This is a genomic window from Gordonia amicalis, assembly GCF_022059885.1.
GTDB lineage: Bacteria > Actinomycetota > Actinomycetes > Mycobacteriales > Mycobacteriaceae > Gordonia > Gordonia amicalis.
This window is the reverse complement of record NZ_CP091855.1, coordinates 1,917,411-1,930,964: the sequence shown is the minus strand read 5'-3', so window position 1 is coordinate 1,930,964 and position 13,554 is coordinate 1,917,411. Positions and strand designations below refer to the sequence as shown.

The 13,554-nt window shown below is 68.1% G+C and carries 11 protein-coding genes and 1 pseudogene; 7 read left to right on the top strand and 5 right to left on the bottom strand.

What is annotated here, in order from left to right:
- The first annotated feature begins 84 nt into the window (after window positions 1-84).
- From IHQ52_RS08895 to IHQ52_RS08870, 6 genes and pseudogenes are all read left to right on the top strand, one after another.
- On the top strand, window positions 85-579 hold the full coding sequence (locus tag IHQ52_RS08895; protein ID WP_051349605.1) for a MarR family winged helix-turn-helix transcriptional regulator: 495 nt from the start codon (window positions 85-87) through the stop codon (window positions 577-579).
- Window positions 580-623: 44 nt separating this feature from the next.
- Window positions 624-1,352 carry an LLM class oxidoreductase gene (locus IHQ52_RS08890; RefSeq protein ID WP_238064190.1) on the top strand — a complete coding sequence of 243 codons (729 nt, stop codon included), beginning with the start codon at window positions 624-626 and terminating at the stop codon, window positions 1,350-1,352.
- Window positions 1,353-1,428: 76 nt separating this feature from the next.
- Window positions 1,429-2,298, top strand: a complete 870-nt coding sequence (locus tag IHQ52_RS08885) for a tyrosine-protein phosphatase (protein WP_024498639.1) — start codon at window positions 1,429-1,431, stop codon at window positions 2,296-2,298.
- 468 nt (window positions 2,299-2,766) lie between these two features.
- On the top strand, window positions 2,767-3,348 hold the full coding sequence (locus IHQ52_RS08880; RefSeq protein ID WP_159406164.1) for a TetR/AcrR family transcriptional regulator: 582 nt from the start codon (window positions 2,767-2,769) through the stop codon (window positions 3,346-3,348).
- Window positions 3,341-4,882 carry a flavin-containing monooxygenase gene (locus IHQ52_RS08875; RefSeq protein ID WP_024498638.1) on the top strand — a complete coding sequence of 514 codons (1,542 nt, stop codon included), beginning with the start codon at window positions 3,341-3,343 and terminating at the stop codon, window positions 4,880-4,882. The genes IHQ52_RS08880 and IHQ52_RS08875 overlap by 8 nt, the downstream gene beginning before the upstream one ends.
- Window positions 4,879-6,613 (top strand): annotated as a pseudogene (locus tag IHQ52_RS08870) (GMC oxidoreductase). The gene IHQ52_RS08875 and the pseudogene IHQ52_RS08870 overlap by 4 nt, the downstream one beginning before the upstream one ends.
- A gap of 296 nt (window positions 6,614-6,909) precedes the next feature.
- Here the strand turns inward: IHQ52_RS08870 and IHQ52_RS08865 are convergent.
- The 3 genes from IHQ52_RS08865 to IHQ52_RS08855 form a co-directional block, all read right to left on the bottom strand.
- The gene (locus IHQ52_RS08865) at window positions 6,910-7,539 is read right to left on the bottom strand and encodes an alpha-ketoglutarate-dependent dioxygenase AlkB (RefSeq protein WP_006435411.1); all 630 of its coding nucleotides are present in this window, start codon (window positions 7,537-7,539) and stop codon (window positions 6,910-6,912) included.
- Window positions 7,540-7,688: 149 nt separating this feature from the next.
- Entirely contained in the window at window positions 7,689-7,994 is a 306-nt protein-coding gene (locus IHQ52_RS08860) for a GIY-YIG nuclease family protein (protein ID WP_238064189.1), read from the bottom strand.
- 163 nt (window positions 7,995-8,157) lie between these two features.
- A complete protein-coding gene (locus IHQ52_RS08855) occupies window positions 8,158-9,687 on the bottom strand; it encodes a SulP family inorganic anion transporter (protein WP_394854780.1) in 1,530 nt (509 codons plus the stop codon).
- A gap of 226 nt (window positions 9,688-9,913) precedes the next feature.
- Here IHQ52_RS08855 and IHQ52_RS08850 point away from each other — a divergent pair, with 226 nt between their 5' ends.
- Window positions 9,914-10,426: a hypothetical protein gene (locus IHQ52_RS08850; RefSeq protein WP_006435408.1), complete on the top strand. Its 513-nt coding sequence runs from the start codon at window positions 9,914-9,916 to the stop codon at window positions 10,424-10,426.
- Window positions 10,427-10,511: 85 nt separating this feature from the next.
- Here IHQ52_RS08850 and IHQ52_RS08845 read toward each other — a convergent pair whose 3' ends face one another.
- Both IHQ52_RS08845 and IHQ52_RS08840 read right to left on the bottom strand, forming a co-directional pair.
- Window positions 10,512-11,399, bottom strand: a complete 888-nt coding sequence (locus IHQ52_RS08845; protein WP_006435407.1) for an oxidoreductase — start codon at window positions 11,397-11,399, stop codon at window positions 10,512-10,514.
- 314 nt (window positions 11,400-11,713) lie between these two features.
- The gene (locus IHQ52_RS08840; protein WP_159406162.1) at window positions 11,714-13,429 is read right to left on the bottom strand and encodes an adenylate/guanylate cyclase domain-containing protein; all 1,716 of its coding nucleotides are present in this window, start codon (window positions 13,427-13,429) and stop codon (window positions 11,714-11,716) included.
- Window positions 13,430-13,554 lie beyond the last annotated feature (125 nt).

The window sequence follows — 13,554 nt, the reverse complement described above, 5'->3', positions numbered from 1 at the left end:
TAGAGTTATATACAATTGAGCAATCTCATTTCTACAGGATCACCGCATATCGGTTGAGGGGAACACGTGGCACGCGCAAAGAGAATGCCTGACATCACCGATCCGGTCGATTGGGCCAAACACTACTGGGAGCAACAGGGACTCGACGGCGACGAGCAGCGCTTTCTCGCCATGACGTCCCTGTTGCGTTACCAGCGCATCGTCGCCGATTCCGTCGATTCCGAGCTCAAGGCCCACGGCCTGAACATGACCGACTATCTGCTGCTGATGACGTTGCAGCTGTCGGAGACCGGCACCCGCCTGATCTCGAGCCTGGCCCGCAACCTCCTCGTCCACGCGACCACGGCCACCCTGGCCACCGACCGCCTCGAGGCGCGTGACCTCCTCGAGCGCAGCCCCCATCCGACGGACCGGCGCGCGACCTGTGTCACGATCACCAAGGCGGGCCGCACGAAGGTCGACGAGGCCACCCGCGCCCTGACGGCCATCGACTTCGGGATGAAAGGCAGCACCATCCAGGACGTCGAACAGCTCCGTGCCGCACTGACCGCGATGCGCCACTCGGCCGGGGACGCCTGAGAACGACACTGGTAAAGCCATTAGTCTAGTACTAGACTAATGGCATGCCTTCTGCGAGAGTCGGTTCCACCGGAGTATTCACCAGTCTCGGCCGCGCGCGGCGTAGCGGAGCGGCCGACACCGGGCGATGCGCCGAACGCGCGTCATTCCAGACGCTGTGGCTCGCCGACGTACGAGGGGACCTCTCCGCCCTCACCGAGATCACCGCGGCCACCACCGAGATCGTCACCGCCACCGCGGTATTGAGCATCTGGGACCTGGCGGCCGCCGACCTCGCCCGCACGTGGGACGACCCCACGAACCGGATGGTGTTGGGCGTCGGCGTCAGCCATCCGTCGATGGCGCCGCCAGGCAGTTACCGTAATCCGTTGTCCCTGCTCGAGAATTACCTTGACACTCTCGAGGCGAGTCGACTGCAGCCGATCCCGTGCATGATCGGCGCGAACGGTCCCAAGATGCTCGAGCTCGCCGGTCGACGCACCCACGGGGCGATCACCCAGCTCGTGACCCCCGAACGCACCGCCCGCCAGCGCGAATGCTCGGATCGACCGCGACGCTGGCCACCGAGGTCAAGGTCGTCACCACCGGCGACGCGGCCGATCGCCGCCGTCTCGGACGGGCCAATCTCGGGAACTACCTGCTCCTTCCGGGATACCAGAAGAATCTGCGAGCCATGGGATTCGACGACGGGGATTTCTCCGGCGGGGGCAGCGACCGGCTCGTCGACGCACTGGTCGCCGGCCCCGACCCGGACCAGATCAGGGAGCGGATGAGGCAGCAGCGCGACGCCGGCGCCGATCACCTGGCCCTGCACGTACTCAGCGATTCCAGCGATGCACCCCTGTCCCAGTGGACAGAACTCGCCGGCGTTCTCGCGGACGACCTCGACCCCCAGACGAAGGACGGTTCACACCGACGACGCACCAGGCAACTCCGACACCCGAAGCCGTCGCCGCACTCCCCCGGCTGCTCTCCGCCGACAACTTCCGCGACCTCGCGGGGACCGGCGACGGCTACGCCGCGGCCGGTGGCCGGTTACGGCGCGGGGTCCTGTTCCGTTCCAACCGCCTCGAACTCGACGCCGACGATCTGGCCACCATGGCCACGTTCGGCCTGACCGCCATCCACGATCTGCGCCAACCCAACGAGGTCGCCAGGCATCCGAACGTCGAGATCCGCGGCGCCCGGTGGCACCACCACCCGGTTCCCGGCATCCCCGAGTCCGAGGTCTCCTCGCTGATGACCGCGGCACAGACCTACCAGGCGATGCTGGTGAACTATCAGACCTTCGTGACGGACCCGGCCTGCCGGGCGGGCTTCGCCAGCCTGCTGCGGACGATCGCGCGTACCGACGGCCCCCAGCTGTTCCATTGCGCCGCCGGCAAAGACCGGACCGGCTGGGCCGCCGTACTCCTCCACCACATCGCCGGCGTCGACCGCGAGGTGATGCTGGAGGACTACCTGCTGACCGACACCTATGCGGTCACCAGCAGACAGGCCACCCTGGATTCGATCCTCGAGAACCTCGGCTCCGAACGTGTGCCCGCCTACGAGCCCGCCTTCTCCTGCGACAGCAGGTATCTCGATGTCGCGTACGAAGCGGCCGACGACTCCTACGGCGGTCTCGACGGTTACCTGACCCGCGGCCTCGAACTCGACGACGCCGACCTCGAGGCGATCCGCACCCGATTCGTGCACAGTTCGCCGGCCTCGGCCTGAGACCGGGGTATCGGGCCGGGAGTCGGGCACACATACCGACTCCCGGCCCGAGCTCAGGGGGACGGTGACCGTCCGGTCGCGAACTCCTGACAACTATATCTGAGAATCAGTTATTTATCACTAGACTTTTCGCTGCCTGCGCCGGTTGAGCCGGCACCGCCCCCTCCGCCGGTTGAGCCGGCACCGCCCCCTCCGCCGGTTGAGCCGGCACCGAGCGCAGCGAGGCGCTGCGTCGAAACCCCCTCCGCCGGTTGAGCCGGCACCGCCCCCTCCGCCGGTTGAGCCGGCACCGAGCGCAGCGAGGCGCCGCGTCGAAACCCCCTCCGCCGGTTGAACCGGCACCTCACGACGCGAGACACCCGCCCCCTCCGCCGGTTGAGCCGGCACCGAGCGCAGCGAGGCGCCGCGTCGAAACCCCCCACCCCACTTACAAGCAGTCCGGACTGTTTGTGTGTTACGCTCACCACTGTGACCGAGCCCACCAGCACTCCGCGTCGGCGAACCCAGGCCGAACGCACCGCGGCGACCCGCACCCGGGTCCTCGACGCCGCGGTCGAAGCGCTGGTCGAGGTCGGCTACGCGGCCACCACCACCCAGGAGGTCAACCGGCGCGCAGGCGTCTCCCGCGGCGCACTGCTGCACCACTTCCCCACCCGGGAATCGCTGGTGGTCGCGGCCGTCGCACACCTCGTCGACCGTCGTCTCGAGGAGGTCCTGTCCCGCCCGCGTACGGGTGAGGAGGGACTCGAAGTCCTGATCGAGGCGTTCAGCGGACCGCTGTTCGACGCCGCCCTGGAGCTCTGGGTGGCCGCCCGCTGTGACGTCGGCCTGCGCACCGCCCTCATCCCGCTCGAACAGCGGGTCTCCGACGCCCTCGCCGTGGGTTGCGCCGAGCTGTTCGGCGACCGGTACACCCCGCAGGAACTCGAACTGTCCATCGAACTCGCACGCGGCCTCGCGGTGTCGCGCATCCTGCGATCCCCCGCCGCCGACCGCGACTACCTCGACCGTCTTCTGCCCGTCTGGAAGGACCTGTTGACCCATGACTGAACTCAGTTCGCTCCCCGAACGCGTCGACGTTCTCGTCGTCGGCGTCGGATTCGGCGGCCTCGCCGCACTTCACCGGCTGCGCAAGGACCATCCCGGGCTGCAGACGCTCGCCATCGAGCGCGCCGGCGGCGCCGGCGGGGTCTGGCGCGAGAACGACTACCCGGGTGCCGCCTGCGACGTCCCGACCTCGCTGTACTCGCTGTCGTTCGCCCCGAACCCGGACTGGTCGCACACCTACGGTCGACGCCACGAGATCCACAACTATTTGCGTTCCGTCGCCGCCGATTACGAGGACCAGATCCGCTACGACTGCGCGCTGACCGCGGCCCGCTGGGACGGTGCCGCGCAGGAGTGGGTCGTCGACACGACCACCGGCCGGATCCGCACCCGCTTCCTCGTCGCCGCGCCGGGCGCGCTGTCCGAGCCGGGACTACCCGAGGTGCCGGGCGCCGACGGGTTCACCGGCACGATGTTCCACTCCGCCCACTGGGACCACACCCACGACCTGCGCGGACGTAAGGTCGCGATCGTCGGCACCGGCGCGTCGGCGATCCAGATCGTGCCCGAGATCGTCGACGCCGTCGGACATCTCACCGTCTTCCAGCGCACCCCCGCCTGGGTCGTGCCACGCCTCGACCGCAACATCGGCCCGATGGAACGCGCCGTCTACAAGCGCGTCCCCGGCGTCCATCGCCTGGTCCGACGCATGGTGTGGGCCTACCGCGAGGCCTACGTGCTGATGATGGCGCGCAACCCCAAGCTGCTGCCGATCGCGAAAACCCTTGCCCTGGCACAGCTCCGCGTTCAGGTCCGCGACCGTGCCCTGCGCAAGCGCCTCACCCCCGACTACACCATCGGCTGCAAGCGGATGCTGTTGACCAACAAGTGGTTCCCCGCCCTGCAGCGGGACAACGCCACCGTGACCGGCGCCATCACCCGCCTCACCGCGAACGGCGCCGTCGACGATCAGGGCCGCGAGCACGAGGTCGACACCGTCATCTTCGCCACCGGATTCACCCCCACCGAACCGCCCATCGCGAAGGTCGTCACCGGGCGCGACGGACGCACCCTGGCGGAGACGTGGCAGGGCTCGCCGCGCGCATACCGCGGCGTCGAGGTCCACGGCTTCCCGAATCTGTTCTTCCTGTACGGCCCCAACACCAACCTGGGCCACAGCTCGATCGTGCTGATGCTCGAACCACAGGCGTACTACATGTCGAAGACGATCGCCGAGGTCACCCGGTCCGGACACTCGACCTTCGAGGTCACCCAGGCCGCGCAGGACTCCTACAACGCCGACCTGGACCCCGAACTCGAACGCACGGTGTGGAATTCGGGCGGTTGCTCGAGCTGGTACCTCGACTCCACCGGACGCAACTCGGTGATGTGGCCCAAGTTCACCAGTGACTTCCGTCGGCAGATGGCATCCTTCGAGGCCGCCGACCACCGCTTCGACGACGCCGTCCCGGCCGTCGCCGAAGCCGTTGAGACCACCGCAATCGACACCGATCCCGAGAGGACCCTCGCCCAGTGACCCGCTCCCGTGTTCGTGACGCCGTTCGTCATGACGTCGACCACTACGACGCCATCGTCATCGGTTCCGGTTTCGGCGGTTCGGTGGCCGCACTCCGGTTGACGGAGAAGGGTTATCGCGTCGCGGTCATCGAGTCGGGTCGTCGTTTCACCGACGCCGACCTCCCCAAGACCAGTTGGCGCCTCCGGGATTACGTGTGGGCACCGGCACTCGGTATGTTCGGCGTGCAGCGCATGCATCTCCTGCGCGACGTGCTGGTCATGGCCGGTGCGGGTGTGGGCGGAGGCTCGCTCAACTACGCGAACACGCTCTACCGGCCGCTCCCCGCCTTCTTCGACGACCCGCACTGGGGCCGGATCACCGACTGGGCCGCCGAACTCGACCCCTACTACGACCAGGCGTCACGCATGCTCGGCGTGACCACCTACCCGAAGGTCACGCCGGCCGACCGGGTGATCCGCAAGGTCGCCGAGGACATGGGCGTCGGCGACACGTTCGTCCACACCCCTGTCGGCGTCTTCTTCGGTGAGCCGGGCAAGACCGTCGAGGACCCGTACTTCGGCGGTGCCGGCCCGGCCCGTACCGGCTGCACCGACTGCGGCGCCTGCATGACCGGCTGCCCGGTCGGCGCGAAGAACACGCTGGTCAAGAACTACCTGTATCTCGCCGAGCAGGCGGGAGCGACGGTCATTCCGCTGACCACCGTCGACACCGTCCGCCCGCGTTCCGGAGGCGGGCACACGGTCGGGGCGCATCGGACGGGTCGACGCCGGTCGCGTCGTGGTCGCCGGTCGTTCACCGCCGACCACGTCGTCTTCGCCGCCGGCACCTACGGCACCAACAAGCTTCTGCTGGACATGCAGCAGAGCGGAACCCTTCCCGGGCTGTCGTCGCGTCTGGGCAAGGTGGTCCGCACCAACTCCGAGGCCGTCCTGGCCGCGACCGCCACCGACCTGAAGGTCGACTACACCGAGGGTGTGGCGATCACGTCGTCGTTCCACCCGAACGAACACGCCCATCGAGCCGGTGCGTTATGGCAAGGGCAGCAACCTGATCGGACTGTTGCAGGCGATGCTGATCGATGGCGACAGCCGTCTGCCTCGTCCGCTGGCGGCTCTGGTCGAGATGATCAAGCACCCGCTCGTCACGTTGCGGGGCCTGTCGGTGCGACGATGGTCGGAACGCACGATCATCGCGCTGGTGATGCAGACCGCCGACAACTCCCTCGAATTGTTCGCCCGCCGAGGACGTTTCGGACCGATGTTGCGCAGCAAGCAGGGTGCCGGCGAGCCCCCGCCGACCTGGATCCCCGTCGGCCACGAGGCGGTCCGCAAGATGGCCGACGAGATCGACGGCGACGCCGGCGGTTCCATCGTCGACTGGCTGAACATCCCGATGACCGCGCATTTCCTGGGCGGTTGCTCGATCGGACGGTCCGCCGCCGACGGCGTCGTGGACCCGTATCACCGTGTGTTCAACCACCCGGGCCTGCACATCGTCGACGGTTCGACGGTGTCTGCGAACCTCGGCGTGAATCCGTCGCTGACGATCACCGCGCAGGCCGAACGCGCACTCGCCATGTGGCCCAACGCCGGTGAGGCCGATCCGCGGCCGGAGCTCGGTGCGTCGTATGAGCCGGTCGCCCCGGTGCCGCCGGTCCGTCCCACGGTCCCCGAGTACGCACCCGCCGCCCTGCGGTTGCCGATCACGCCGATCTCGAACGCCGGCTGAGCTCGCGACCCCGCTCGTCGAGCCGGTAGCGAGCCACCGCCCCCCGCTCGTTGAGCCGGTAGCGAGCGCCAGCGAGCCACCGCGTCGAAACGAGCGACCACCCCCGCTCGTTGAGCCGGTAGCGAGCGCCAGCGAGCCACCGCGTCGAAACGAGCGACCACCCCCGCTCGTTGAGCCGGTAGCGAGCGCCAGCGAGCCACCACCCCCGCTCGTTGAGCCGGTAGCGAGCGCCAGCGAGCCACCGCGTCGAAACGAGCAACCACCCGACCACCGCTCGACGCCCAGGACTGGCTCGCTCACCACACCCCGGGCGGCCGCAGCTGGATGCTGATCCGGGCGCCGACGCCGCGCACCTTGGGTACCGCGTGTTCCCAGGTGCGCTGGCAGCTGCCGCCCATGACCAGCAGGTCGCCCGACGACAGGGTGAACTTCAGCGACTTGCCACCGCCTCGCGGGCGCAGCATCAGTGGGCGCGGGGCTCCCAAGGAGACGATCGCCACCATCGTGTCGTGGGTCGACGCCCGGCCGATGCGGTCACCGTGCCAGGCGACCGAGTCGTTGCCGTCGCGGTAGAGGCTGATGCCGGCGGTCGCGAACCCCTCGGGCAGCTCGTCCCGGTAGTGGCGGCTCAACGCGGCCCGCATGTCGGTGATCAGCCCGTCGGGAAACGGATCGTCCTTCTGGTAGATCGAGACCAGCCGCGGGACGTCGACGACACGGTCGTACATCTGACGCCGTTCGGCCCGCCAGGGGACGTTCTCGCGGAGGCGGTCGAAGAGTTCGTCCGGCCCGCCGATCCACCCCGGGCACAGGTCCACCCACGCACCGTCGGTGAGTGGACGCCGCGTCATCGAAGTCGACAGGTCGCCGAGCGCCGTTTCTGCGGCGACCTCGGCGAACAACGAGCCCTGGATGCCGATGGACATGTCGCCACCATACACCCGGATCGAACGCACGTTCGAGCATTGGGGTTCAATCGTTGCCCCGATGCCCGCCGGCTGACGGCTGCCCACCGCCGGCTGAGCCGGTACCGAGCGCAGCGAGGCACCGCGTCGAAGCCCCCGCACCGCCACCCTCATGGGTCGATCACGAGCCTCCGCTGCCCACCCTTCATCGCAAGGCCGGGCAGCAGATCCATTCTCCCTTCGACGAGCGCACGACGCTTTGCACGCGACCAACCGTGCAGGCGGCGTTCGGCCGCATGCGCCTCACCGATATGCGGGAACTCTCTTTGATAGACGAGACGAACAGGAAGCCGTGAGCGCGTGTACCTCGAACCTTTCCCACTCATGTGCTGGTTGACGCGGTGCTCGACGTTGCGCGTGCTGCCGACATACAGACTGCCGTCGGCGCACTCGAGGATGTAGACGAAGCCGGACATGGATCGACTGTGGACGATGGCGAGGCCTGCGGCACTGTCGTATCCACAGGTAGTAGCTCGATCCCCAGCGGGTTCGATGTCGGCTTGCGGGTGGCTTCGACGCGGTGCCTCGCTGCGCTCGGTACCGGCTCAGCCCAGCAGTAGGAACCGGCACGACACCGCGCTACTCCCCGCCGAGGTGCCCGCTCAACCGGCCGTGCCGTTCGGCGCTGGCGTCGTTGAGCCCGACGATCGTGACGTCCTTGCCCTTGGCCTCGTACTTGGTGGTGATCGCGTCGAGGGTCGCCACCGACGACGCGTCCCAGACGTGCGAGTCGCTGAGGTCGATGACGACGTTGGATTCGCCGGCGGTGTAGTCGAACTGGTAGACGAGGTCGTTGCTCGAGGCGAAGAACAGTTCGCCCCGGACCTTGTACACGCGCGTGTTGGCGTCAGGTCCGGCGACCTCGACCACCTCCGTCATATGCGCGACGCGACGCGCGAACAGCACCGACGCGGTCAGCACGCCGACGACGACGCCGTACGCCAGATTCGACGTCGCGACCGTCACCGCGACCGTCGCCAGCATCACGACGGTTTCCGACTTCGGCATGCGGCGCAACGTCTTCGGGTTGATGCTGTGCCAGTCGAAGGTGCCGACCGACACCATGATCATCACCGCGACCAGCGCGGCCATCGGGATCTTGGCGACCACATCGCCCAGTCCCACAACGAGTATCAGCAGGAAGACGCCGGCCAGGAACGTCGAGATGCGCGTGCGCGCACGGGATTCCTTGACGTTGATCATCGTCTGGCCGATCATCGCGCAGCCGCCCATGCCGCCGAAGAGGCCGGTGACCAGATTGGCGACTCCCTGCCCGACGGCTTCGCGGGACTTGTTGGAGTGGGTGTCGGTGATGTCGTCGACGAGTTTCGCGGTCATCAGCGACTCGAGGAGACCGACGACGGCGATGGCGAGCGCGTACGGCGCGATGACGGTGAAGGTCTCCCAGGTGAACGGCACGTCGGGCACCAGCAGCGTCGGCAGGCTGTCCGGGAGTTCGCCCTCGTCACCGACATTCGGCACGTTCAGGCTCGCGATCAGGGTCACCCCGGTCAGCAGCACGATGGCGACCAGCGGCGCCGGCACCACGGTCGTCAGGCGCGGGAACCAGACGATGATCGCGATACCGGCGGTCACCATCGGGTACACCAGCCACGGCACGCCCAGCAGATGCGGCACCTGCGCGGAGAAGATGAGGATGGCCAGCGCGTTGACGAAGCCGACCATCACACTGCGCGGGATGAATCGCATCAGCTTGGCGACCCCGAGCGCACCCAGCAGGACCTGGAAGATGCCCCCGAGCAGCACCGCGGCGATCAGGTACTGCAGGCCGTGACTCTCGACGAGCGGTGCGACGACCAGCGCGACCGCACCGGTCGCGGCCGAGATCATCGCGGGTCGTCCGCCGACGATCGCGATGGTCACCGCCATCGTGAACGACGCGAACAGGCCGACCCGCGGGTCGACGCCGGCGATGATCGAGAACGAGATCGCCTCGGGGATCAGGGCCAGCGCGACGACGAGTCCGGCGAGGACCTCGGTGCGCAGCCGACTCGGTGAGCGCAGCGTCAGCAGGACGGACTGGCGGTCGGCCGGCGAGATGGTGGCCGGTGACACCGCGTCGGGGGCGGTCTGCGCGGACTTCCGCACCGCGGACTCCTCTGTATCGGGGTGGTGAACCCGCGGAACTCTACTCGTCCGCGACCCGCCACTCACATCGTCGGACGGTCCGCCCCTCGGCCGCCGTATCGCTCGCTGCGCGATCGGCCTGTTGCCCCCAGAGAACACCCGCGCCCCGGGGTGTGAAGTGGGACACAGCACAGTTGCGGCGACGATGCTTAAATCGTTTCGTTATAAATCACGAGGGGGAAACTCGATGAAGCGCTCCGGTGTCGCCGGTTTGTTGGTTGCTGCCGCCATGCTGATCCCGATCGCCCCGGCGACGGCCAACCCGGTCGACGACCTGTTCGGCAGCGCCAGCGGCAGCCTGGACTCCGGAAGCGCCGCGCTGGGGTCGTCGGGCGACAAGGTCACCCACTACGGCAAGCTCGGCCGCGCGGGCGCGCCGAACGGCGTGAAGTCGATCAACGTCTGGGCCTACAACCCGAAGGGCGCCAAGGAGACGACGCCGGGCACCTTCGCGAAGAACTCACGCCTCGGCGTGCGCTGGAACTCGATCATCGCCTCCGGCCCCATCGTCGACGGCAACGAGTGCCGCATGGAGGTCCGCCTCGCCGGACCGAAGGTGCCCAAGGAAGCGGCGCTGTACAAGACGCAGGACTGCACCGCGGTGAAGTCCTACTTCTTCAAGGGCGGCGGCAACTTCACCATCCGCGTCACCGACCTGATCTCGGGCGCATCGAACAGCATCGCGTTCTCGGTCGAGTGATCCCTCGACCGGGGACGTAGCACAATGCGGGCTGAGTGCTGGTTTCCAGCACTGAGCCCGCACTGTATGTGAGGAGCTGCGGCACTCACCCCGCCGACACGTCGAACTTCTCCCCGGTGAGACGTTCGGATTCGGCCCAGAGCCGCGCACGGAACGACTCGTCGTCGGCGACCTTCTTGTACTTGTTCCGTCCGGGCGCGCCGTGGAGGCCGAAGAATTTGGTCGGACCGAAGTACGTGCCGGATTCGAGTCCCGACATGGTGGCGGCGTACAGCTGCGGCAACGCCCCGTCGGCGGCGGACTGCGCGATCGGCAGCTTGTTGCCCAGCTTCGCCACGACGTCGGTGAAGTTCTCGCTGCGGCCCTGCAATTCCGTTGCGGCATAACCGGGGTGGGCGATGAACGACTGCTTCGACGAGCCGGCGTCCTTGAGTCGTTTGGCGAGCTCGAGCCCGAACATGAGATTGGCCAGTTTGGAGTCGCCGTAGGCCTGCCAGCGGCGGTAGCGGCGCTGTTCCCAGTTCAGGTCGTCGAGTTGGATCCTCCCGATCTGGTGCACGCCCGACGACACGGTGACGACGCGGTCGGTGATCTTCGGCAGCAGCAGCGCGGTGAGGGCGAAGTGACCGAGGTGGTTGGTGCCGATCTGCATCTCGAAGCCGTCGGCGGTGCGCCGCAGCGGTACGGCCATGAGTCCGGCGTTGTTGATGAGGACGTCGGCGCCGGTGAAGCTCGATGCGAAGGAGCGGACCGAGGCGAGGTCGGCGAGGTCGAGTTCGGCGACCGTCGCGTTGGGTCCCAGCTTCGACGCGACGGCGTCGGCCTTGGTGGTGTTGCGGCAGGCCAGGATGACGTGCGCGCCGGCGGCGACGAGCGCTTTGGCCGTCTCGGCCCCGAGGCCGCTGTTGGCGCCGGTCACCACGACGGTGCGGCCTGTCTGATCCGGAATGTTCGCTGACGTCCAATCGTTCATCGCAACCCCCTGGGTGGTGTGTGGCCCCGGCGTCGTCACCGCGATCCTGCGGCCCACGCTATTGACGACGTAGGACGGCGTCAACGATCCGTCTCGAGCGACCGGGGGGTTTCGACGCGGTGGCTCGCTTCGCTCGCTACCGGCTCAACCTGCAGGACGCGTGGCTCGCTTCGCTCGCTACCGGCTCAACCCGCAGGACGCGGTGGCTCGCTCCGCTCGACCCGCAGGACGCGGTGACTCGCTTCGCTCACTACCGGCTCAACCAACAGAACACGGCGAGTCATCTCGAGCAGACAGTCCCGACGTTCCGGTGCTCACCCGCCGAAGAACGTCGTCAGCCGCAGTGGACTGGCGCCGACGATGCGTCGTGCCGGGCGAAGCAGTTCGGCGATCAGGTTGCGCGACGAGCCGAGTCGTTCGACGAGGTCGGTGGGGGCGTAGAACTCGGTGGGCTGGGTTCGGCCGCGCATGATGCGGCTGCCGAGGAGTTCCCATTCGTCGGCTTCCGCGCCGGCCGCGTCGAGGGCGGCGCCGCTGGCCAGGGCGGGGACGCGACCGGTCTTGGCCATGTCGGACAGGCGGGCGGATTCGTTCACCGGGTCGCCGATGACGGTGTATTCGTAGCGTCGTTCGGCGCCGATGTTGCCGGCGAAGACCTCGCCGAAGGAGACGCCGATCCCCCACCGGATGTCGAGGCTCTTGGCGAGGCGGTCGGCGAGGTCGCGGGCGGCGGCGAGCGCGTGCCCGGCCGGGTCGTCGAGTTCGACGGGCGCCCCGAAGACGGCGAGCGCGGCGTCGCCCTCGAATTTGTTGACGAAGCCGGAGTGCTGGTCGACGACGTCGAAGACGATGCTGAAGAACGCGTTGAGCAGTTCGGCGACGTCGTCGGGACTACGGTCCTGGGACAGCCGCGTCGAGCCGACGATGTCGACGAACAGGACGCCCACCTCGGTGTTGGTGCCATGCATGCCGACGCCGTCGCTGATGGCGAGTTCGGCGACGGTGTCGCCGACGTGGCGGGCGAAGATCTCCCGCATCCGGTCGCGTTCGGCGAGTCCCTGCACCATCACGTTGAATCCGTGTTGCAGCACACCGAGTTCCGACGAGTCGTAGACGGGGACGCGGGCGTTGTAGTCGCCGTGGTCGACGCGGTGGACGGCTTGGCGCATCTCGGTCAGCGGGTCGGTGATGGCCTGTCCGACCAGGACGATGACGCGGGCCCCGGCGAGGAGTCCGACGATGGTGAGCACGACGGTGGTCCAGTCGACGGCGCCGTAGACCTCGGGCAGCATCCCGGTGAAGCGGCCGGCGTTGACGGTCAGCAGCCCGATCATCGGCACCGCCGAACTCACCGCCCACACCGCGAGCAGCCGGATCCGGACGCCGTTCATGACGTGGTTGGCCGGGAAGTCCTCGAGGACGACGATGGCCAGCGGTCGGGCGGCGCGTTCGACGAACAGATAGGTCAGGCAGGCACTCGACATGCCGGCGAGGCTGAACGCCACCGCGACGCCGGCGACGGTCGCGACGGTGAGGTCGTCGGCGACGAGCACATAGAACAGCGCGGCGCCGAACCACGCGACCACGGTGACGAGCAGCTGGAATCCGGGTATTCGTTGCACCGAGCGTCGACGCGCATGGTCGGCGGGCCGGCAGCTGATGAACCAGTGCAGCTGGGGTCGGAAGACCAGCAGTCCGAGCAGCAGGTTGACCAGCAGGCCGGTGATGATCGCGCCGACGACGGCCGGGAAGTTGGGGGCGCCGAGCGTTTCGGCGAAGGTGAGTTGCCCGCCGTTGAAGGCCAGCTGGACGAGGAGGAAGGTCTCGACGCCGATCAGCGCGTTACTGGCGACGACACCGGTCATCGCCGTGACGGTCGCGTGGCGGGCGATGCGGGCCCGCATCTCCGGGCCGACGCGAGCCCACGTCTTGGGGCTCGGAACCGTGGGCAGTCCCCACAGCATCCCGGAGGTGCGGTGTCTCAGTCGCGTCCACGGCACGCCACGGCGGGTGCGGCGCCTGCGTCCCATGGGCTTCTCCTGCCTGAAGGCGATACTGGCAGCCTACCGAAGCGGGTGTAACCGAGGACACATCAAAAGTCCCTTGTCGACCGGGCGGGTGAGAACAGACCGGCACCCACGCGGGGGATGCGTGG